Genomic DNA, 20,115 nt, shown 5'->3' with positions numbered 1-20,115 from the left:
CATTATGAAACAAATCATCAAAAATAGTTTGATAGGTATTGGACTATACCTACTTGCGGGAATTCTTTTTAGTGGTTATCATCACTATATGTTTATCACTTTTTTGCTACTAAATATTTTTGTTTCATATTTTGTAGTTCGTAACAAAGAAAAGAAAGAAGTTCGCCATAATTTAATTTGGATAAATGCACCTATTTTGGGTTTACTGCTCATAACCTCTTTTTTTACAGATGGTATTAGAGTTGTAATTCCTTATCTGATATTTAGTATATTAGGAGCTGTTTTACTGTATTATTACGTAACCTCTCCTTCAAAAAAAGTTGCTTTTTTTGTAGCGGGTCTGGTTCTAATCGCAGTAGGCGTATTTTCATTTGAAAGCATTTCAGGAGTCAGCGATACATTTGATGGCAGCTATTACCTTGATTTGTACAAAAAGTTTGTAAATAAATAGTAAAATAACTCAAAGAAAAGAGACTGTCCGAAAAGGTTCAGTTTGGGCAAAACACCAAAAATAAAACTCTGATTTTCAGCAATTTAATTTTTGTGAAAATCCTAAAATTTGACTTTTCGGACAGCCTCTTTTTTTCATTTTTTCTGCGTAATGAAATATTGATTATTCACAACAATTATGTACCTTTGTGGTTTGTAAACGAATCTATTTTGAATATCAAAATATAGACAATATATTTTCTATGAAAAAAATACAAATGGTTGACTTAAATGGTCAATATCAACAGATTAAAGATGAAGTTTTGTCTTCTTTCAACGAAATTTTAGACACTACGGCTTTCATCAACGGGCCTCAGGTAAATGCTTTTCAGAAGGAATTAGAAACCTATTTGGGTGTAAAACACGTGATTCCGTGTGCCAATGGCACAGATGCCTTACAAATTGCCATGATGGGATTAGGATTGAAACCTGGCGATGAGGTCATTACAGCGGACTTTACTTTCGCTGCTACCGTTGAGGTGATTGCGTTGTTAAATCTTACTCCTGTGTTGGTAGATGTTTATGACGACACGTTCAACATCAATATCGAAGCCATCAAAAAGGCAATTACCCCTAAAACCAAAGCGATTGTTCCTGTACATCTTTTTGGACAACCTGCTGACATGGAGGCTATTATGAAAACTGCTAAGGAACATAACTTGTATGTTATTGAGGATAACGCACAGGCTATTGGGGCAGATTTTACGTGGTCAGATGGACGTAAACAAAAAGTAGGAACTATCGGACATGTAGGAGCAACATCTTTCTTCCCTTCGAAAAATTTGGGATGCTACGGCGATGGAGGAGCTATTTTTACGAACGATGATGATTTGGCGTACACCCTACGTGGTATCGTAAACCATGGAATGTACGTGCGTTATCATCATGATGTTGTGGGAGTAAATTCTCGATTGGATTCCCTACAAGCTGCCGTTTTAAGAGCCAAGTTACCACATTTGGATACTTACAACCAAAAACGCCGAATTGCTGCTGAAAAATATACAAAAGCACTTATGGAAAACCCAAACATCGTAACCCCTTTTGTTAAAACGGGTTACGACCATGTTTATCATCAGTACACCCTGCGGATTACCAACGGAAAACGCGATGATTTGGCAAAAACTTTGACAGAAAAAGGAGTGCCTCACGGTATCTACTACCCTATTCCGTTACATGCTCAAAAGGCATATGCGAACGATTCATACAATGAAACTGATTTTGTGACTACGAATCAGCTTGTGAAAGAAGTAATTTCACTGCCTATGCACACTGAATTAGACGACGAACAGATTGAATACATCACAAACATCATCAATGAAGTTGTTTAGAAAGAAAATACAAAACACTTTAAATCAGCTAATTAAATAGATAAAAAGAAATATTTTACAAAAATCAACAAAAATATTTGTCTTTACATTTTTGTAATTAAAAAAATATTTCTATCTTTGCAGTCGCAAATGCAAAATGGTGGTTTTAGCTCAGTTGGTTAGAGCGTCGGATTGTGGTTCCGAAGGTCGCCGGTTCGAGCCCGGTATTCCACCCAAAATTATAACTATATGAAAAATACGCTTTTAGGCGTATTTTTTTGTTTTGAATAGTAGCTATTTAATACGCACCGAGTATGAAAGCGAGGTTCGACCCTTGAATATATTGCTGTTGTCTGTATTGTTTTCATAAATAAAAAAGAGGCTACAAGCCAAGTGAATGACCTGTAACCTCTCTAATTAGGTTATTTCTTAAGACAATATAACAAAAAATGGTGCTTAAAAACCTTGTAAAGCATTGTCTTTTATAGACTTATAAGAGTTATAATGAAAGTGGTTTCGTTATAACTCTTATTTTATGTCCAAAACGAATAAAAAATGTCCAGTTTGTGGTTCTAATCACATCATCAAAAAAGGAAAAAGAAATGGAAAACAACGCTTTCAATGTGGAGATTGTCAGGCAAATTTTACCATTAAAAACATTGGTGTAAAAAGAAAAAATCAATTCATTTGGTTCAGAAAATGGATAATGGAAAGGCAAGTCTATAAAATCCTTTCGAGGGATAGCACAATGAGCCAATCTACCCTTCAAAACCTCTTTAAACATTACCTTTCACAAGTTCCTACCATCAGCATCAAAAGCAAGACAAAGGTTCATCTCTTGATTGATGGCACCTACTTTTCCAATGGATTATGCCTGATACTCTACTACGATTATGACATTCGATATGTGCAACTTTACCGCCAAACCAACAAGGAAAAACTTCGTGATATAAAGCAAGATTTGGAAAACTTAAAGAAGCTGAATGTGGCAGTTTACAGTGTAACCTGCGATGGGCATAAATCTATTTTAGGAGCGGTAAAAAAGGTGTTTCCAGAGGTGATTATCCAAAGATGTTTAGTGCATATTAAACGACAGATTAAGAACTATTTAAGTGGTAGCCCAAAACATTTTATTAGCCAACAGCTTTTGTGTTTATCCAAAGAAATTACGCATCTAAAAACCAATGAACAGGCTAACGATTGGGGAAATAGATTTTACCAGTGGTATGTTGAAAATCAATATTTTATAGAAGAAAAATCAATGAATGAAGAATCTGGATTTCAGTGGTTTAAACATAAAAATCTACACTTAGCTACTTATCATATTATCAATGCCTTACCCAATATGTTTGCATATCTGAAAGATAGTGAAATCCCTTATACTACCAATCGTTTAGAAGCCTATTTTACGCATTTGAAGGAGAAATTAACCTTGCATAGAGGACTTCGTTTTGAGGCTAAAAAGAACTTTATAAAATGGTATTTATATTTTAAAAATCAAGGGGTGTAAGTTTTTTTTTAGCCATAGGGTTCATCCGATAGTTTTAATAAAAAAGGGTGAGAAAAACTCACCCTAAAACTATCGTTTTGAACATTGATTGTATTACTGACAATGAACTATGTTCGTAACCTTCGTAAAAGCTATTCGCTTTTTCTCGCTTATTCCTCAGCAGAGCTTGTTTCCTCTTCCAATCAACGTGCGAAATATAAGCATTTTTTATCAATTAAAAAAGCACCATTTTTTACCACATTGCCCTTCTTAAATATTAAACGCCTAAAATGATATTGGCACTAATGTTCAGTTTTTTAGCAATGTTCCGTGCCACTTTTAAAGTCGGTTCGCTTTTGCCTGTTAGGTACTCACTCACTCTTGACGGCGAAACCCCAATCAATTCAGAAACTTTGGCTTGTGTGAGGTTCATCTCATACATACGGAGTTTTATTGTGTCTGCCAAGTTTGGTTCAACAATCGGATAATGAATACTTTCGTAATGTTCCACCCACTCCGAGAGCAAATCCAACTCTATAAAATTAGGGTCGGTAGGAGGTGTTTCATTTCCAACCAAATCTAAAAGCTGGTCAATCCGTTGCATTACTGCCTTGTATTGTATTTCGTTTTGTATCATTTCTTAAATATTTTCGATGTCTTGAATTTTGTCATATTCAGCGTGAGTGCCTATAAATCGAATATAAACCCTTTTGGGAATGAATAGCACCAATGCTACTAACCGATAATGATTGCCTTTGATGTTGAATACAAATCGGTCGTTGCCCACATAATCAGCACTATTGAAATCATTTTTTATATCCGTAAAACTCGACCAATCTGTCTCTTCTACCTTTTTTGCCCAACTGCTCAAAGCCGTTTGGCTGTCGGCGTGATCTGTGTAAAAATCTACGATTGCTTTTTTGGATATAATTCTCATTACTCAAACTTTCATACAAAGATATAAAAAATATTTTGAATTACAAAATAAAATACCGAAAAATAAAATTATTTTTCTTCTTCTGTTTTCATATGTTATCTTCAAACACTGAAACAAGCATTTTTGGAGTTTTATCATTACTTTTGAAAATATTTATCGTTAAAAATCAATATATTACAAATGATTTCAAAATCTCCGAAACCAAATTTATGGTAAAAATAAAAAGTTAAGATTAGGTTAAAAATCCAACGATAATGATATTTCATGTATATTTGTAAATATTCATAAAAATCCATCGTCAGATGAGGGAATGGAGTTTTAAGAAAAATCACGTATTGAGGATTTTAATTGAGATTTATTAAGAAAATTCAGTGGAGGTATTGGTCAGTATCTCTGCATAAAACAAAAATAATAGCGTAATGAACGCAGAGAAAAAACGTATAGAAGAGAAAGATAAGAAGATTAAAAATTGGTCATTTTGGGGACCTTATTTAAGTGAGCGTCAGTGGGGTACGGTTCGTGAGGATTACAGTGCAAACGGAGATGCTTGGAATTATTTCCCTCATGAACACGCTCGGAGTCGTGCCTATCGTTGGGGAGAGGACGGACTAGCAGGGTTCTCGGACAATCATAGCAAAATATGTCTGTCGGTAGCTCTGTGGAATGGTAAAGATCCTTTTCTCAAAGAGCGTCTCTATGGATTGAGTAACAATCAAGGAAATCATGGCGAGGATGTCAAAGAGTTGTATTATTACTTAGACAACACGCCAACACATTCCTACATGAAATATCTTTACAAGTATCCACAAACGGAATTTCCGTACAAACTTTTGGAAAACGTAAATCGCGAGAAAGGACTGCAAGACCTTGAATTTGAATTGATTGATACAGGAATTTTCGAGAATAACGCTTATTTTGATGTCTTGGTAGAATATGCCAAAGCTGATGAAAAGGATATTTTTATGAAAATCACCATCATCAACCAAGGTAAAGAAAAAGCTCCGATTTTTGTATTACCTACATTATTACTTCGAAACCATTGGAGTTTTTTTGATACAGACCCTCTGCCGAAAATCTCCCGAAAGGGAAATGAAAATAGCGTGAAAATTACGAACGCTTTGGAGGAAGATTACTACCTCTACTTTCAAGAAGCTGACCAATGTTTATTTACTGAAAATGAAAGTAATAACGAAAAATTACACGGACATCCAAACAAACATCCTTACAAAAAAGATTTGTTTCACGATGCTGTGATTTCAGGTGATTTCGAACTTGCTACGCAACGAAACCATGGAACGAAATTCTCGCCGATGTACTTTTTTGAACTTGAGACTAAAGAACAGCGAATTATCTATTTACGTCTTACTAATGAGGAAAAAGAAAATCCTTTTAACGGTGTAAATGAGTTATTTGCATCGCGTGAACAAGAGTGTGATACTTTTTACCGTAATAGGTTAAAAACGAAAAACGAAGAACTCTATCTAATTCAAAAACAAGCTCTTTCGGGAATGTTATGGAGTAAGCAATATTATTACTACAACATTGAACGTTGGCTCAAAGGCGATAGTAAACATCCTGCACCTCCTAAAGAACGTTGGAAAGGTCGTAATTCCGATTGGACAACTTTGCGAAATTCAGATGTATTGCTAATGCCCGACAAATGGGAGTATCCGTGGTATGCCGCTTGGGATTCCGCTTTTCATTGTGTGAGCATGGCAATGATTGATATTCAGTTTGCTAAGGAGCAATTACTACTGTTTACCAAGGAATGGTATATGAGACCTAATGGACAAATTCCAGCTTATGAATGGAACTTCAGTGATGTAAATCCTCCAGTACAACCATGGGCAACGTTGATGATTTACAATATTGATCAGAAACAAAATGGTACATCCGACATTAGTTTTCTCAAACGAATGTTCAATAAATTGTCCCTGAATTTCACATGGTGGATAAATCAAGTGGATTCCAGTCAGAACAACATTTTTGAAGGAGGATTCTTAGGGCTGGACAACATTGGAGTTTTTGACCGCACACAAGGTATTGAAGGAGTGGAAACTTTGGAACAAGTAGATGGTACGGCATGGATGGCTTTGTACAGCCTATGTATGCTGAAAATCAGTTTGGAAATATCCAAACACGATGAGTCTTTCGAGGAAATGGCAACCAAATATTTTGCACATTTTATCCACATAGCCAAAGCATTGAACCATATTAGCGAAGAACATAAAGGCATTTGGGACGAAAAAGAAGGATTTTTTTATGATAGGATTATATTCAAAGATGGTAATTCCAAATTGGTAAAAGTACGCTCAGTAGCAGGAATGCTTTCTCTAATCGCTGTGTTGCATATTGACCAAGAAACCTTAGATCGCTTACCTCGATTTAAAAACAGTTTTTCATGGTTTCAAAAACACTTGATGAACGAACTTAAATATCCGATTATTCAAACCTCGGACAACAACAAAGGAATGCTACTTTCATTAGTTCCTAAGAACCGATTGGATAAAATGGTACGCGCCTTAGTCGATGAAAAAGAATTCTTAAGCGACTATGGAATACGCTCATTATCAAAGATATACACATATCCTTTCCGTGTACCTTTGGAAGGAAAAATGTATGAAATTGCGTACGATCCTGCAGAATCAACAAGCAATATGTTCGGTGGGAATAGCAATTGGCGTGGTCCAATCTGGTTTCCCATAAACTATATTCTGATTGACACTCTGCGAGAATTATATCGCTTTTTTGACGATACAACCTATCAATTCCCAACAGGAAATGAACAAAATACATTGAATTTCAATCAAATAGCAGATGAGATTAGTAAGCGATTGATTCGTATTTTCCAAAAAGATGCACAAGAAAATCGTCCTGTGAATAGATTACATTCAGATGTATATCGCCAAGAAAACTTCCAAGATTTAATCTTATTCTATGAATATTTTCACGGCGATAACGGTCGGGGCATCGGAGCATCACACCAAACTGGTTGGACATCATTAGTGGCAAATCTGATTGATGAAGTTGGAGATTGGTAACCTTTAAGCGGTGTATGCATCCCAGTTTATAAAACAGGAAGAAAAGAGGACGTGTTTTACTATTTCGATGATTTTCAGCTTTTTATAGTGTCATAATTTTTACAATACAACTCGTTTTTATATGGTTGATGATTTACGCGAAATGGGGGCTACTATTTCTTATTGTAGGAAACGACAAACGTACTATTACGAGCAAGATTTTGAATTACGCATTGATTACAAGGTAATCGCAATTTGTAATGGAGAAGCCCGAATTATTGAATATGGAAATTATGTATAATTTTTTGAAAATTTTTCACACTACAACACGCTTGAAAATCAACATGTTACACAAAATGCAAAATATTTTTTGAAAAGTAAAACAAAAAAATCATTCAGTGCAAGGTCATTGCACGGAGCGATATTACTTTTGTCATTGTAAACATTTAAAAACGTTATAAAATGACAAACAAATTAACAAAACAAGTAGAAGTACAAGGTATGAAGAAACTTGACAGTATTAAAGGAGTTCAGGCATTAAATGCACAGGAACTTAAAGAAATTGAGGGAGGTTGGGTAGTATGGGCTGTAATTGGAATAATAGCTATTATAGCTTATTGTGCTGCAACAGATGGTAATCCTGACACAGTGACAAGGGTAAACGGAAGAAGAGTAGGAAATTAAATGGCCTTTGTTCTATCATGAAAAACATAATGAGTTTTATTTTTTTTATAATTCCCTTTTTTAGTGAGGGCAAGGAAATTATTCATTTCACCCAATTAAATAAAAAAATATATATCAACAACATAACAATCAACGGCGAACACATATCTGGTAATTTTTTAATTGACACAGGTTCAGATGTAACCATAATAAATTCTAAAATAATACAAGTAAATAGGAGTGCTAATATCAACAAACCAGTATATAGCTATTATGGAAAAATGAATGCGTATGTTATTCCTACCCAACTCAATCTAGGAAGCATAAATTTCGGTTCGGTGGATGTTTATTATGTTGAGGGAGGTTATATTTTTACAGAAAATTGTATTGTTGATGATATTTCTGGAATTATAGGAAGAGATATTTTAGATAAAGCTCATTGGAAATTTGATATGAAAAACAAAAAACTTGAAGTTTCAAACGAGAAATTTGAAACTTCAAGTTTTTTATCAGTTCCTATCCATAGAAAGGGCAAATATGATAAGATTTTTTTAAAAATAAAGCATAATAATAAAGAAGAAGAAGTAATGCTTGACACAGGGTCTGATGTAGGGATTAGCATTAAAAAAAGACACATATTTCCAGATAGAGTGAGTGTTTTTGGTTCACAAATAGATAGAATAGTTGAGAAAAATGATTCTATTTGTATACAAGGAGTTTCTTTTTTAACTAATATACTGTATTCAGAAAGGCTGAAACCCTCCATAGGAATAGGTTTTTTAAGTGATTTTATGTGGATTTTAGAAAAAGATGGTAATTATATACATATTTTACAGCAGGATAAATATCAGATTAAAAAAAACATACAAAAATATGGTTTTTCTGTAATGATTAGCCAAGATAAATTGATTGTTTCAGATGTTTATATAAACAGCATCGCTTACAAAAACGGAGTAAGAGTTTTTGATGAAATTTTAGAGATAAATTCAATTTCTACAACAGCTCCTAATTGCGATTTATTGAATATTATAGAGAACGAATTTCTAAACGAAGAAATGATTTTAAAAATAAAGACAAATAAAATAATTTCACTAAAAAAAATATATCTAAATCCAAAACAATAAAATGAATATCTCTACTGATCCGTTTCATACTTATGAAAATTTACTGCATAAAAATAAAGTAAAAAGCTTTTCTCTTTACTTTGTGGTTTTAGCAGTTTTAGTGATTTGCATAGGGTTACTCCCTATCATAAAAGTAGATGTAAGCACACAGGGACGGGGTATTGTCCGTAGTGAGTCAGAACCCGTTGTAATAAATAGTATGATAAATGCCCGTATTGATTGGATAAACATAAAAAACAATCAATTAATTAAACAAGGAGATACGCTTGTTCGACTTTCTTTAGAAAGTATAAATTCCGACAAAGAAAACACACAAAAAATACTTCAAGAACAAAGGCAAATACTTTCAGATTTAGAACGAATACAACAAAAAAACTTTTCGTTATTACAAACACCCTCTCTGAAAGAGGAATATTTAGCATATCAGGGAAGTTTCAATGAATTATCAAACAGAACAGAACAAGCCAAAGTTACATTTGAAAGAAACCAAAAACTATTCGACAAGCACGTTATATCCAAATCTGAATATGAAACGCATTTGTACTCTTATAATCAATTAGTTAATTCGTTGCAAAATTTGAAAAGTAAATATTTTTCAGATTGGAATAATCGAATTATAGCAACAAGAGAACGAATAACTTCATTAGAAAACACGTTAAGTAAACTGAACACAGAAGAGAAAAATTATATTATAAAAGCTCCTATTTCAGGCACCATTGAAAATTTTTCAGGAGTGCAACAAGGTAGCTTTTTATTACCCTCACAATCCATTGCCACCATATCACCGATGAATGATTTAATCGCAGAAATTTATGTAGCGCCCAAAGATATAGGGCTTATACAGAAAAACCAAGAGGTTAAATTTCAAATGGATGCTTTTAATTATAATCAATGGGGAATTATTACAGGAAAGATTATTGATATAGATAAAAACGTATCTCAAAATAACGGCGATTTCTTTTTTAAAGTTCGTTGTGCATTGAATGACAAAACATTATCTTTAAAAAACGGATACAAAGCCGAAATTACCAAAGGGATGACATTGACGGCTCGTTTTATCATTAATCGAAGAAGTTTATACGAATTGTTGTTTGATAAGGTAGATGATTGGCTTAATCCAACACAGAAAACATTGTAATTTTAATATTTATACATATGATTTTTTTTCAAACAAAAGGAAATTGAAATGCAAAACATGACGAAATTTCACAGAATTAAAGACATTCAAGAGCTTAATTTGGAAGAATTGAAACAGATTCAAGGAGGGTGTAGAATATGGAGATGGTTGAAAAAACATTTCAAACCAACTACAGAAATGGTAAGAGATATCGAAGGAAATGAAATAGGAAGAGTTTATGGAGGTAAATTTACATTTTAACAAATCAAGAAGCCGATGTACATCGGCTTCTTCTAAAATATTAATGATAATTTTATGTTGAACTCATCTCGACTTTCTCTTTTGTTTAAATTTTCTGAGTCCTAAGACGATAAAGGCAAGGTAATTAAAACCTATCCAACTACTTACGGTAGTATCAAAACGATTTAAAACTGAACGAAAACTATCCATCCAAGCGTTGCTTCTTTCAATGGTGTAACGCTCTTTGTAGAGTTTTTTATCGAAATAATGTTCCGTTTCAGAGGGTGATTTTTGGTTTCTTTTGTTTTCACAAATATTGGCTATGATACCTTCTGAGGCGGTTATTTTCCGAAGATTTTCACTGTCAAAACCTGCATCAAAATTCACAAATAAACCTTCTGTGGAGATTTCAGCTTTTTTCAAAACGGATGTAATTTCCTGAAAATGAGTATCTATATTATACAAGTCGTGATGTTCTCCGGATATAGGCTGAGACATTGCTAACATCAATCCCTGTCTGTCGGACAGGTACAAACTATTGGTTGTTTTTGCTTTTTTACGAGCTTGATATCCTACTTGTTCCCCTCCTTTTTTTGCGGGTGTTTGGCTACCGTCAAAATCGCAACTTGAACAATCTATTTTCGATTTGTTTTTCTTCAAAATTTCTACCCAACAAGTCTGCCAAGTACCTTCTTTGCACCATTTCCGGTAATGTCCAAACACGGTTTTATAGCTCGGAACTACCTCTGAAAATAATTGTTCCATTGGTAAAAGTGCCCATTGAACACCTGTTTTCAATTTGTATAAAATACAGTTAATTATCTCACTAATAGGCGATTTTGGTTTAAATCCTCTTTTTCTTTTAGGCAAATATGGGATAATTTCTTCTACTATCGTATCTTTGTCCAGTACTACAAACAAGGTCTTTGGTTTTTATGTTTCACACCACAAAAATCATAATTCCTTGTTTGTTTTCAAAAAGTCAAGATAGGTTCTTTTTGTAAGTTTTTATGTAAGTAGCCAAGAAAAAGAAGATTACATAAAAAAATTACAGAACACGTCATTACGTATAAATCCCGAAGGAAGGTATGCACAGTTTGAAATAAAAATAGAAAAAGACAATCAAGAAATTGAAAAATATGAAGGGGAAATAATCGTCTTAAAGGATTTTCGGACTAAAAATACAAAAAACAATACATTATCTGTAAAAGAAGAAGCAATACTTAAAATGACTCTTGATGTAACCAAGGAACCCTTCTTCTTACTTAAAGAAAACAAGGAACTTTCGTTATTCAATAAAAGAAAAATAGATGATAATAGTTGGATTTTTGAGGCAAAAACAGTTCAAGCAAAGAAGTTTTTAAAAATTCTAACGGAAGATACTTATTCTTTTTCTCCTAAGTTTGACGAAAAAGGTAATTTGACAAAAATAAATACAAAAATGACAAGTACTGAGTATCATCATCATAATTTTGATGTTTTTTATCAGAAGAACCCACTTGGCATAGAAATATCTAATATCAAAGGTTTTTTTCTTGACACAAAAACAGGTAGAAAAGCAATGATAAAAATAGTTTTCAACACAGAATGAAAAAAAAATACATAGTAAAACAACACGATATAAGAGACTGTGGAGCCGCTTGTTTATCTTCCATAGGTAGTTATTTCGGAATACATTTACCCATAGCAAAAATACGTCAATTAGCTCATACAGACAAGCGAGGAACTAACCTTTTAGGTTTGATAGAAGGGGCTGAAAAAATGGGACTTATAGCCAAAGGAGTAAGAGCTCCGTTAGAAGCATTGTCTGAAATCCCAACTCCAACCATTGCTCACGTAATTTTAGAAGGACAATTACAGCATTTTGTAGTTATTTATAAAGTAGAAAAAGACACAATACACGTAATGGACCCAGGGGAAGGCAAAATGAAGACGTATTCTGTTGAAGATTTTGCAAAAATATGGTCTGGTGTATTAGTGTTGGTTGAAAAAGCCGAAAATTTTGTCTCAAAAAATGAAAAAACAAGTAATTTTCAGAGATTTATAGAGTTAATAGCTCCTCATAAAGTTGTACTTTCACAGGCACTTTTTGGAGCAATAGTATTTACTCTTTTAGGGCTTTGTATGTCTATTTATATACAAAAAATAACAGATTATGTATTAGTTGACGGAAATTCAAACCTGCTTAACTTGTTGAGTGTTATAATGATAGTAGTCATTTTATTACAAGCTTATATCGGTTCGAAGAAAAGCATTTTTGTAATGAAAACAGGACAACTAATCGATGCACGTTTGATATTAGGATATTACAAGCATTTATTACGGCTTCCGCAACGCTTTTTTGACACGATGCAAATAGGAGAAATCACCTCACGAATAAATGATGCTGTGAAAATCAGAGCATTTATTAATGATGTGGCTATCGATATGGTAGTTAATATTTTTATTGTGATTTTCTCGTTTTCGTTGATGTTTATATACAATTGGAAGTTGGCAGTTATAATGTTAATAATCATTCCGTTATATGCGCTGATTTACTTTTTGATTAATAGATACAACAAAAAAGTAGAACGCCGTTTAATGGAAAACAGTGCAGAACTTCAAACCCAATTAGTTGAAAGCATTACGCACGTACGTACAATTAAAGAATTTTCGTTAGAAGATTTTTCAGACGGAAAAACCGAAAATAAGTTTATAAAATTACTTTTCACTATCTACAAATCGGGGTTAAATAGTGTTTTTGCAGAAACTTCCACACAGTTTTTGGCTTCTATTTTCACTGTGGTTCTGATGTGGTCAGGAGCTTCGTTTGTACTTAAAGGAGATATAACGCCGGGCGAACTTTTTTCGTTTTACGCATTGATTGGATATTTTACTTCTCCGGTCGCTTCTCTTATCGGAATGAACAAAACCGTGCAAAATGCAATGATTGCTTCTGACCGATTATTTGAAATAATGGATTTGGAACGCGAAAAAACCGAAAACAAAATAACGCTTAACAGAGAAAATTTCACGGATATTGTTTTTGAAAATGTATCTTTTCGATACGGAACACGTTTAGATGTTTTTGAGAATTTTAATGCTAAAATAAAAGCAAATACGATTACCGCTATTGTAGGCGAAAGTGGTAGTGGGAAAACCACCTTATTTGCCCTTTTACAAAATTTATATCCCATAACAGAAGGACAAGTAACTATTGGAGATTATGATGTACGAAATATTGACGTTCAGAGTTTGAGGTCGTTTGTAGGGATAGTGCCTCAACAAGTGAATTTATTTTCAGGAAATATTATAGAAAATATTGCTTTGGGAGACCCATTCCCAAATATACAACGTATTCACGATATTTCAAAAGAACTTGGAATAACAGATTTTGTAGAAAAATTACCCTACGGATTTGAAACCCAAGTAGGAGAAAATGGAGCAACCCTTTCAGGCGGACAAAAACAACGTATAGCCATTGCGAGGGCTTTGTATAAAGACCCTCAATTGCTATTACTTGACGAAGCTACATCAGCTCTTGACACGGCTTCGGAACAGATTGTAAAACAGACTATTGAAAAATTCAAACAAAAAGGAAGAACTATACTTGTAATCGCACACCGATTGAGTACTATTGCCCACGCTGATACCATTTTGGTAATGGAAAAAGGATTACTGGTAGAAGAAGGAACCCATCAAGAATTATTACAAAAACAGGGACTTTATCATTCATTGTGGAATAAACAAAGCATTGTATAGTTATGAGAACCAAACCAAAAGATTATTTAAAATTATTGATTTTGCACGAACATATAAAAAATGAGAACACGGGTAGACCTTGTTCATTAGGAAGTAGAATGGGTGTAAGTAGGCGTACATTTTTTTATATGGTTGATGATTTACGCGAAATGGGGGCTACTATTTCTTATTGTAGGAAACGGCAAACGTACTATTACGAGCAAGATTTTGAATTACGCATTGATTACAAGGTAACTGCAATTTGTGATGGAGAAGCCCGAATTATTGAAGGTGGAAATTATGCATAATTTTTTGAAAGTTTTTCACACTACAACATGCTTGAAAATCAACATTTTACACAAAATACAAAATATTTTTTGAAAAGTAAAACAAAAAAATCATTTAGTGCAAGGTCATTGCACGGAGCGATATTACTTTTGTCATTGTAAACATTTAAAAACGTTATAAAATGACAAACAAATTAACAAAACAAGTAGAAGTACAAGGTATGAAGAAACTTGACAGCGTTAAAGGAGTTCAAGCGTTAGACACAAAAGAGCTTAAAGAAGTTGAAGGGGGAGGAATCGGACCTTTGGGATGGTTCGTTGTCGGTGCTATTGTAGGAGGGATTATATTTGAAGGATTCGATGCTTTTGAAGAAGGTTTCTCAAAAGGTGTGAAAAACGCAGAAAAAAAGTATAAAAATGTGTTTTAATTATGAAAGATAATAAAAAAATAGTTTGTTTAAGCAAGGAAGAACTTAAACAAATTGAAGGTGGAGGAAAAATAAAAGATACTGTTAGAGATATTTCTAATTGGTTAGGAGAAAAAATGGGAGAGGTTAGTTACTTTCTCTCTAATTTGGATTGGTCAGGCAATTTTTTAGGATATTGAAATGTTAAAAAAAGATGTAAGGATATACTTACCTTTAAGTATTATAATTTGGGGGGTTGTTTATAAAAAATTAGAAATTCCTGAAGACAATCAGATACTTTCTCCATTTGCTATTTTTATTGGAGTTACCATAGGAATTTGCTTGTTTTTTATCGAAAAAATATACCGAGATTTTGGTAAAAAAGACAACGAGTAGATTAGGTTTTACAATAGGTTGTAAAGTGTTGGGTTAAATGCATGAAAATTATCACTTCTAATTTATTAATTTAACCTGTTTTTCAACTCCGAAATTTATAAAAAATAAAGTTTCTGTGAATTTAACTTTAAACCACATAGAGATGTAGAGAGTTACTCTATGTTCCTATGTGGTTTTAATCATAATAAACATGGAAATGGGCGTAAGTAGGCGTACATTTTTTTATATGGTTGATGGTTTACGCGAAATGGGTGCTTCCATTTCTTATTGTAGGAAACGACAAACGTACTATTACGAGCAAGATTTTGAATTACGTATTGATTACAAGGTAACTGCAATTTGTGATGGAGAAGCCCGAATTATTGAAGGTGGAAATTATTTTTCATTTTTATTAAAGAAAATTTTACATCAAAATAATGTTGAAAATCAGCTATTTAAATAGATATAAAAAAGAATTTTGATATATAGTGTAAAAAAATCGCTCAGTGCAAGGTCATTGCACGGAGCAGTGTTATCTTTGTGCCTATAAACATTTAAAAACATTATAAAATGACGAACAAATTGACAAAACAAGTAGAAGTACAAGGTATGAAGAAACTTGACAGCATTAAAGGAGTTCAAGCATTAGATGCAAGAGAGCTACAAGAAATTGAAGGAGGCAGTGTTTGGAAGTGGATTCGGAAACATGTAGGTGTTTGGTTTCGTGCGAAGAGAGAACCAATTACTGGAGAGTTTCAATACTACGAGGGAGGCATTGGATTGAACATCCCTATTTAAGACTAGCACTATGAGACATTTGATTTTAAAATATTTCCTGTTTTTTATACTGATAGGACATACTGTTTTTGGTCAAAAATATGATAATGAGGATTTTAAAAGTAAACTATCATATATTGATGTAACGTATTCCGAAAGAAAAGTATTGTACACTTTTGTTCTAAAAAAAGAAGAGAATACTCCAGAAGTTTATGCAGGAGAATACCAATCATCAGGAAGTGGAGAAACAATCAACGTTTCAGCGATTAATATATTTTCTGAGAAGGAAGTTTCACAAGAGTTAGAGAAAAAAGTTTTATCCATTATAAAGGGAATTAATTTTGTAGCATTCACTCCGTACACAAAATTCATAAAGAAACATTTAGAAATTTTTGAATGTGAAAAAGTTTCTGAAAATCAATGGAAGTTCACTGCAATAGAAAATGAAATAAAAAAAGTAGTGAGTAATTCTGAAAACATGGAATATTATTTTTTAGTCACTTTAAACAATACAGGAGAAATAACTGACATAGAATCTTTTAGCTCTGGAAATAAAACCCAAAATCCATATCAAATAAAAACCTTGTACAAAAAAGAAAATAATAATTTCCATTGGTACAAGGTACAAGGGAAAATATTCAATAGCAAAACTAAAAATGTACTTGATTTTTCTATTGAAATGCTTTAGTATAAAAAAACAGATTGTTCGAAAAGATTGATTTTCAATATGTTAATTTCATAAAATTGTGAAAATCAATCTTTTCGGACAGTCTGTATCTTCTCTGCTTGAGTAAACTTCACAGTTAAAAAGGGAGTATCCCATAATCTGTGTAAGTTAAAAAGTTATTTCCGAAATTTTTTTTGGGAGCCGTACTCACTTGGTTGCGATTAAAAAGAGTTAATTTTTTAAAAATAATTTTGTACCATTCAGCATATAATATGATTTTCTTTATTTTAACATTATTGAGTGAAATGTAATAATACTGAAAAGCAACTATGTAAAACATCAGAGAAGTACAAGGTATGAAGAAACTTGACAACATTAAAGGAGTTCAAGCATTAGATGCAAGAGAGCTACAAGAAATTGAAGGAGGAATTCTTCCAGCTATAGCTGTAGGAAAGGCAGTGTTATATCTAGCAGGTACGGTTTGTGCTCTCTGAAGGTAAAAGATTGAACGGAATGCCATAACTTTAAACTTAAAAAAGAACGGGATTTCAAATTATTTTGTATGTGTTATGATAGAAAAGGATTATCTAAAAAAACAGATAGATTTGTTTTTTCAAGAGTTAGTTGCAGTGCTAACTAAGAAAACTGTAAAAGAAACAAGATTTAAAGAAATATCAAATTTATCAGAAAAATACACACAACATGGTATAGATTTCTTCATAACATCATCATTTGAAGAGATAACTGCCTCGTATGGAAAGGATATAGAAACATTGGATATTATCATAGAATTACTTTTTCAAATGAAAGATGAGTCTATTGAAATTGTTGATAAATTAGAAAAAATAATAAACTATACAAATCAAAATAGTCTAAATTATTCATTTAGGAGAAATGAAATTTTAACACAGATATTAACAAAAACCTAACAAACAAATAAATAGGCTGTACGGTGCTTTCTATACAGCCTATATTTTTTTCATTCAAGTGAATTTTACGTTTAGATAGTTCGTTTATAAAAATTTAATCAAACAGTTTGATTCCAAACATCACTCCATTAACAGCTTTGTTACCATCAAATGAACGGACATAGTCCACTCGCAATGGACGTATTTTACCCCAGCCAACATTCTCCAAACCTATCGTAAATTCGGTGTACGGACGTTTACCCTCACGGTGCAGTTGGTGAAAACCTGTAACAAAATGCCATTGTAATTTATTGAATAGAGGCAATTTATTCGAAATGTATCCTCTAAAACGATGGCGTGCGTGAAACTCTGCATACGCCTCATTAGTGGAATGCGAATAGTAAGGCAACAGATAGAACGATGCATTGGGATCTTCCTCTACTTGCAGATGGGTCAAATTTCCGTTAAAATGCTTGTAATCAACAAAGCTGATATGCTTAGCATTGAAAAACAATCCTCCATTGAGACAAAGAAACATATCTCCTTTATTATCAAATGAAGGTTCGTAATCGACACGAGCATGTAATTGCTGATATTGATAGGATTTCTTACTAGCACTCAACACATTCTTCATCCCAAGTACAATCTCCGGATACCTATCATTTTCATTATATATCCTTCTGTCAGGGAAAGAGGTATAGGTTCGATTAAAACGAAACCGAGCATATATGGAAGCCGACAGAGTGTAGTGAGGCTCAAAAGAAGGTTCATCGCTCAACGGCAATAATGGATTGTTAGATAGATAAGGTTTATTCTTTTTCGAAAATGAATAATTAGTATTGTTTTTCAACGGACTACGATTGCTAAATCGTAACGAGCCATCAATGTAAGTTTCTGGAGTAAGGTTTTGACCGTATCCCAAATACAGAAACTCTTCGTGGTAGAGTTTCATATAATTATCACGGAAAAACAAGGTCATTACTTCATTAACCAATCCTGAAATAGGTTGTGAACGATTGAATTGATGAATCTCACTACCTCCTCTAACGGATAAGCGAGGGTAATTAATCCGATTGAACAAATGCGTAAAATATCCTGCTGTTCGCAATCTTTTTTCGGAAAAACTATACTGAAAATCAACTCCTATATTAGTACTATTAGTTTTTTCTTTATTCCATCGGCTGAAATAGAATCCTGTTCCGAGGAAGTATCCTTGTACGGTGTTGAATCCCATACTGCCTGGATCGATAAAACCATCATAGCCAAATCTGTATCTTTTGGAAGTCTTTCGGTATGAATATCCTGTGAAAATATCGAAAAAACCGAATTTGTTATTCTTCGTTTCAACTGAATCGATATACTTATCGGAAGTTCTGACAGTTTCAACACTATCTTTCTTCCGATAATTGACTATTTCAGCCTCCGTAAGCGGAATTTGTCTGTTTTTTTGCCAAAAAATACTGTCTTTTTTATTTGAATTTTGTTCAAAACGTCGAACTTCACCCTTAAACTCGTTTTTTGAGAAAGAATCCTTGAATTGGTAGTTGTTATATACGTAGGAAAACGTACCTTCCAACGAAACCATAAATATCTTAGCCTTAAGGTCGAAACGTTGTAAATTCTTTGTCCAAAGCCCATAAGTTTCATTAAAACCGAAATTTTGGACGATATGCAATTCCGAAATAGCAGGATTATTCATCCGATAGCCTTTAGCTGTGACTTCCACAGCGTAAATTGCCCACGAATCCTCAAGTATGTAAATATATCCCTCAAAAACAGGCTCTTTGTCGCGTCGTGGAATCAATTTTATTTTGTTTACCAATCGTTTCTGATCATCGTAAAACGTACTTTCTAATTGATATCGGTAATAAGAAAAAGCGTTATCGGCAATGGGTGAAATCATTTTAGCATCGAAGTTCATATAGTTATCATAGAAATCGAAATTTGCCGAAGCTGCAGTGTTGAAACTGAATCCATTACTGTTACCCGCTACCTTGGATGCGATGATATGTTCTTTTATTTGACGAGGTTTTTCGAATTTTATTTTAGAGATTGTTTCAGACTGATAAACAATGCCTGAGCGGGTAATTGTATCGATGTTACCGCCCATGTCTCCTACCTCCTGCCCTAAAATTTTTTTCGGGACATTCATCAGCTTCAGAAAACCTTTGGAATAGAAATCGGCTTCAAATCGGTCTGTTTTTTCACTGTTTCTCGTCTTGTGTTTGATAGCATTGCGAATGATTCCGTTAGCAGGATTTTCTTTACTACTAACGGTAACCTCACTGAGCAAGTAGCTTTCCTCTGATAACGAGATGTTTAAAATATAGGGCGTTTTATCAATTTGTATGGCACGTCTCTCGGTTTTATACCCCAAAGATTGAAAAACCACAGTCGGATTTTTATCGGTTGTATTCAAAAGATACATTCCTTTTTCGTTAGAAGTGGTTCCTTTCGTTCCGTTTTCGATGTAAACGCTTACAAATGGTATAGGTTGTTGATTTTGATCGGTTACTGTTCCTTGAATTTGTCCGAAGGAGTAAGCAAAAATTCCTAAAAGGATAGATGTCAATAATTGTCTCATATTA

24 protein-coding genes and 1 tRNA gene are annotated in these 20,115 nt (G+C 33.3%); 21 read left to right on the top strand and 4 right to left on the bottom strand.

Annotation, left to right across the window (positions count from 1 at the left end; all coding sequences use genetic code 11):
* Positions 1 to 4 precede the first annotated feature (4 nt).
* From ACF3OB_RS07870 to ACF3OB_RS07855, 4 genes are all read left to right on the top strand, one after another.
* Positions 5 to 451, top strand: a complete 447-nt coding sequence (locus tag ACF3OB_RS07870) for a hypothetical protein (protein ID WP_157908994.1) — start codon at positions 5 to 7, stop codon at positions 449 to 451.
* A 241-nt stretch (positions 452 to 692) separates the two neighbouring features.
* Positions 693 to 1,817, top strand: a complete 1,125-nt coding sequence (locus tag ACF3OB_RS07865) for a DegT/DnrJ/EryC1/StrS family aminotransferase (protein ID WP_392447357.1) — start codon at positions 693 to 695, stop codon at positions 1,815 to 1,817.
* A 138-nt stretch (positions 1,818 to 1,955) separates the two neighbouring features.
* Positions 1,956 to 2,031 (top strand) — tRNA-His (locus ACF3OB_RS07860).
* A gap of 300 nt (positions 2,032 to 2,331) precedes the next feature.
* Positions 2,332 to 3,306 (top strand): transposase, encoded by a 975-nt coding sequence (locus ACF3OB_RS07855; RefSeq protein WP_392447355.1) that lies wholly within the window; start codon positions 2,332 to 2,334, stop codon positions 3,304 to 3,306.
* 256 nt (positions 3,307 to 3,562) lie between these two features.
* Here ACF3OB_RS07855 and ACF3OB_RS07850 read toward each other — a convergent pair whose 3' ends face one another.
* Together ACF3OB_RS07850 and ACF3OB_RS07845 are read right to left on the bottom strand one after the other, a co-directional pair.
* On the bottom strand, positions 3,563 to 3,922 hold the full coding sequence (locus ACF3OB_RS07850; protein WP_172914656.1) for a type II toxin-antitoxin system HigA family antitoxin: 360 nt from the start codon (positions 3,920 to 3,922) through the stop codon (positions 3,563 to 3,565).
* Between the two features lie 3 nt (positions 3,923 to 3,925).
* Positions 3,926 to 4,222 carry a type II toxin-antitoxin system HigB family toxin gene (locus ACF3OB_RS07845; protein WP_172914657.1) on the bottom strand — a complete coding sequence of 99 codons (297 nt, stop codon included), beginning with the start codon at positions 4,220 to 4,222 and terminating at the stop codon, positions 3,926 to 3,928.
* A gap of 419 nt (positions 4,223 to 4,641) precedes the next feature.
* Between ACF3OB_RS07845 and ACF3OB_RS07840 the strand changes: the two genes are divergently transcribed.
* The 6 genes from ACF3OB_RS07840 (at position 4,642) to ACF3OB_RS07815 (ending at position 10,407) form a co-directional block, all read left to right on the top strand.
* On the top strand, positions 4,642 to 7,263 hold the full coding sequence (locus ACF3OB_RS07840; RefSeq protein ID WP_392447351.1) for an MGH1-like glycoside hydrolase domain-containing protein: 2,622 nt from the start codon (positions 4,642 to 4,644) through the stop codon (positions 7,261 to 7,263).
* A 121-nt stretch (positions 7,264 to 7,384) separates the two neighbouring features.
* Positions 7,385 to 7,543, top strand: coding sequence for a hypothetical protein (locus ACF3OB_RS07835; RefSeq protein WP_392447349.1), 159 nt, complete (start codon positions 7,385 to 7,387; stop codon positions 7,541 to 7,543).
* Between the two features lie 161 nt (positions 7,544 to 7,704).
* A complete protein-coding gene (locus ACF3OB_RS07830; protein ID WP_392447347.1) occupies positions 7,705 to 7,926 on the top strand; it encodes a class IIb bacteriocin, lactobin A/cerein 7B family in 222 nt (73 codons plus the stop codon).
* Positions 7,927 to 7,955: 29 nt separating this feature from the next.
* Positions 7,956 to 9,029, top strand: a complete 1,074-nt coding sequence (locus ACF3OB_RS07825) for a hypothetical protein (protein WP_392447345.1) — start codon at positions 7,956 to 7,958, stop codon at positions 9,027 to 9,029.
* 1 nt (position 9,030) lies between these two features.
* On the top strand, positions 9,031 to 10,167 hold the full coding sequence (locus tag ACF3OB_RS07820; protein ID WP_392447343.1) for an HlyD family secretion protein: 1,137 nt from the start codon (positions 9,031 to 9,033) through the stop codon (positions 10,165 to 10,167).
* Positions 10,168 to 10,224: 57 nt separating this feature from the next.
* Positions 10,225 to 10,407, top strand: coding sequence for a hypothetical protein (locus ACF3OB_RS07815; RefSeq protein ID WP_206676015.1), 183 nt, complete (start codon positions 10,225 to 10,227; stop codon positions 10,405 to 10,407).
* A 63-nt stretch (positions 10,408 to 10,470) separates the two neighbouring features.
* Here ACF3OB_RS07815 and ACF3OB_RS07810 read toward each other — a convergent pair whose 3' ends face one another.
* Positions 10,471 to 11,307 carry an IS5 family transposase gene (locus ACF3OB_RS07810; RefSeq protein WP_392447341.1) on the bottom strand — a complete coding sequence of 279 codons (837 nt, stop codon included), beginning with the start codon at positions 11,305 to 11,307 and terminating at the stop codon, positions 10,471 to 10,473.
* A gap of 307 nt (positions 11,308 to 11,614) precedes the next feature.
* Between ACF3OB_RS07810 and ACF3OB_RS07805 the strand changes: the two genes are divergently transcribed.
* The 11 genes from ACF3OB_RS07805 to ACF3OB_RS07755 all read left to right on the top strand — a co-directional run bounded on the left by ACF3OB_RS07805 (position 11,615) and on the right by ACF3OB_RS07755 (position 17,548).
* A complete protein-coding gene (locus ACF3OB_RS07805) occupies positions 11,615 to 11,977 on the top strand; it encodes a hypothetical protein (RefSeq protein ID WP_392447339.1) in 363 nt (120 codons plus the stop codon).
* Positions 11,974 to 14,127, top strand: a complete 2,154-nt coding sequence (locus tag ACF3OB_RS07800; protein ID WP_392447337.1) for a peptidase domain-containing ABC transporter — start codon at positions 11,974 to 11,976, stop codon at positions 14,125 to 14,127. Before ACF3OB_RS07805 ends, ACF3OB_RS07800 begins: the two co-directional genes overlap by 4 nt.
* Before the next feature lie 2 nt (positions 14,128 to 14,129).
* A complete protein-coding gene (locus ACF3OB_RS07795; protein WP_392447336.1) occupies positions 14,130 to 14,414 on the top strand; it encodes a hypothetical protein in 285 nt (94 codons plus the stop codon).
* 161 nt (positions 14,415 to 14,575) lie between these two features.
* A complete protein-coding gene (locus tag ACF3OB_RS07790; RefSeq protein WP_095893533.1) occupies positions 14,576 to 14,821 on the top strand; it encodes a hypothetical protein in 246 nt (81 codons plus the stop codon).
* 2 nt (positions 14,822 to 14,823) lie between these two features.
* Positions 14,824 to 15,000 carry a hypothetical protein gene (locus ACF3OB_RS07785; RefSeq protein WP_157909104.1) on the top strand — a complete coding sequence of 59 codons (177 nt, stop codon included), beginning with the start codon at positions 14,824 to 14,826 and terminating at the stop codon, positions 14,998 to 15,000.
* 1 nt (position 15,001) lies between these two features.
* On the top strand, positions 15,002 to 15,196 hold the full coding sequence (locus ACF3OB_RS07780; protein ID WP_392447334.1) for a hypothetical protein: 195 nt from the start codon (positions 15,002 to 15,004) through the stop codon (positions 15,194 to 15,196).
* Positions 15,197 to 15,392: 196 nt separating this feature from the next.
* Positions 15,393 to 15,638, top strand: coding sequence for a hypothetical protein (locus ACF3OB_RS07775; RefSeq protein ID WP_157909105.1), 246 nt, complete (start codon positions 15,393 to 15,395; stop codon positions 15,636 to 15,638).
* Between the two features lie 107 nt (positions 15,639 to 15,745).
* Positions 15,746 to 15,973 carry a ComC/BlpC family leader-containing pheromone/bacteriocin gene (locus ACF3OB_RS07770; RefSeq protein ID WP_095893536.1) on the top strand — a complete coding sequence of 76 codons (228 nt, stop codon included), beginning with the start codon at positions 15,746 to 15,748 and terminating at the stop codon, positions 15,971 to 15,973.
* Between the two features lie 10 nt (positions 15,974 to 15,983).
* A complete protein-coding gene (locus ACF3OB_RS07765; protein ID WP_095893537.1) occupies positions 15,984 to 16,640 on the top strand; it encodes a hypothetical protein in 657 nt (218 codons plus the stop codon).
* Between the two features lie 335 nt (positions 16,641 to 16,975).
* Positions 16,976 to 17,113 carry a class IIb bacteriocin, lactobin A/cerein 7B family gene (locus ACF3OB_RS07760; protein WP_095893539.1) on the top strand — a complete coding sequence of 46 codons (138 nt, stop codon included), beginning with the start codon at positions 16,976 to 16,978 and terminating at the stop codon, positions 17,111 to 17,113.
* Positions 17,114 to 17,188: 75 nt separating this feature from the next.
* Positions 17,189 to 17,548, top strand: coding sequence for a hypothetical protein (locus ACF3OB_RS07755; RefSeq protein WP_172914661.1), 360 nt, complete (start codon positions 17,189 to 17,191; stop codon positions 17,546 to 17,548).
* Positions 17,549 to 17,642: 94 nt separating this feature from the next.
* Here the strand turns inward: ACF3OB_RS07755 and ACF3OB_RS07750 are convergent, their stop codons facing one another.
* Entirely contained in the window at positions 17,643 to 20,111 is a 2,469-nt protein-coding gene (locus ACF3OB_RS07750) for a DUF5686 and carboxypeptidase regulatory-like domain-containing protein (protein WP_392447331.1), read from the bottom strand.
* Positions 20,112 to 20,115: the final 4 nt, after the last annotated feature.

The sequence above is a fragment of the Capnocytophaga canis genome (genome assembly GCF_043187445.1).
Lineage (GTDB): Bacteria > Bacteroidota > Bacteroidia > Flavobacteriales > Flavobacteriaceae > Capnocytophaga > Capnocytophaga canis.
Note: the sequence above shows the minus strand (reverse complement) of the source record. Positions and strands in the feature narration are given on the sequence as shown.

What these genes read in the sequence shown, in the direction of transcription:
- ACF3OB_RS07870 (WP_157908994.1), top strand. Translation starts at nt 5, where the DNA reads ATGAAACAAATCATCAAAAATAGTTTGATAGGTATTGGACTATACCTA.
- ACF3OB_RS07865 (WP_392447357.1), top strand. Translation starts at nt 693, where the DNA reads ATGAAAAAAATACAAATGGTTGACTTAAATGGTCAATATCAACAGATT.
- ACF3OB_RS07855 (WP_392447355.1), top strand. Translation starts at nt 2,332, where the DNA reads ATGTCCAAAACGAATAAAAAATGTCCAGTTTGTGGTTCTAATCACATC.
- ACF3OB_RS07850 (WP_172914656.1), bottom strand. Translation starts at nt 3,922, where the DNA reads ATGATACAAAACGAAATACAATACAAGGCAGTAATGCAACGGATTGAC.
- ACF3OB_RS07845 (WP_172914657.1), bottom strand. Translation starts at nt 4,222, where the DNA reads ATGAGAATTATATCCAAAAAAGCAATCGTAGATTTTTACACAGATCAC.
- ACF3OB_RS07840 (WP_392447351.1), top strand. Translation starts at nt 4,642, where the DNA reads ATGAACGCAGAGAAAAAACGTATAGAAGAGAAAGATAAGAAGATTAAA.
- ACF3OB_RS07835 (WP_392447349.1), top strand. Translation starts at nt 7,385, where the DNA reads ATGGTTGATGATTTACGCGAAATGGGGGCTACTATTTCTTATTGTAGG.
- ACF3OB_RS07830 (WP_392447347.1), top strand. Translation starts at nt 7,705, where the DNA reads ATGACAAACAAATTAACAAAACAAGTAGAAGTACAAGGTATGAAGAAA.
- ACF3OB_RS07825 (WP_392447345.1), top strand. Translation starts at nt 7,956, where the DNA reads ATGAGTTTTATTTTTTTTATAATTCCCTTTTTTAGTGAGGGCAAGGAA.
- ACF3OB_RS07820 (WP_392447343.1), top strand. Translation starts at nt 9,031, where the DNA reads ATGAATATCTCTACTGATCCGTTTCATACTTATGAAAATTTACTGCAT.
- ACF3OB_RS07815 (WP_206676015.1), top strand. Translation starts at nt 10,225, where the DNA reads ATGACGAAATTTCACAGAATTAAAGACATTCAAGAGCTTAATTTGGAA.
- ACF3OB_RS07805 (WP_392447339.1), top strand. Translation starts at nt 11,615, where the DNA reads ATGACTCTTGATGTAACCAAGGAACCCTTCTTCTTACTTAAAGAAAAC.
- ACF3OB_RS07800 (WP_392447337.1), top strand. Translation starts at nt 11,974, where the DNA reads ATGAAAAAAAAATACATAGTAAAACAACACGATATAAGAGACTGTGGA.
- ACF3OB_RS07795 (WP_392447336.1), top strand. Translation starts at nt 14,130, where the DNA reads ATGAGAACCAAACCAAAAGATTATTTAAAATTATTGATTTTGCACGAA.
- ACF3OB_RS07790 (WP_095893533.1), top strand. Translation starts at nt 14,576, where the DNA reads ATGACAAACAAATTAACAAAACAAGTAGAAGTACAAGGTATGAAGAAA.
- ACF3OB_RS07785 (WP_157909104.1), top strand. Translation starts at nt 14,824, where the DNA reads ATGAAAGATAATAAAAAAATAGTTTGTTTAAGCAAGGAAGAACTTAAA.
- ACF3OB_RS07780 (WP_392447334.1), top strand. Translation starts at nt 15,002, where the DNA reads ATGTTAAAAAAAGATGTAAGGATATACTTACCTTTAAGTATTATAATT.
- ACF3OB_RS07775 (WP_157909105.1), top strand. Translation starts at nt 15,393, where the DNA reads ATGGGCGTAAGTAGGCGTACATTTTTTTATATGGTTGATGGTTTACGC.
- ACF3OB_RS07770 (WP_095893536.1), top strand. Translation starts at nt 15,746, where the DNA reads ATGACGAACAAATTGACAAAACAAGTAGAAGTACAAGGTATGAAGAAA.
- ACF3OB_RS07765 (WP_095893537.1), top strand. Translation starts at nt 15,984, where the DNA reads ATGAGACATTTGATTTTAAAATATTTCCTGTTTTTTATACTGATAGGA.
- ACF3OB_RS07760 (WP_095893539.1), top strand. Translation starts at nt 16,976, where the DNA reads ATGAAGAAACTTGACAACATTAAAGGAGTTCAAGCATTAGATGCAAGA.
- ACF3OB_RS07755 (WP_172914661.1), top strand. Translation starts at nt 17,189, where the DNA reads ATGATAGAAAAGGATTATCTAAAAAAACAGATAGATTTGTTTTTTCAA.
- ACF3OB_RS07750 (WP_392447331.1), bottom strand. Translation starts at nt 20,111, where the DNA reads ATGAGACAATTATTGACATCTATCCTTTTAGGAATTTTTGCTTACTCC.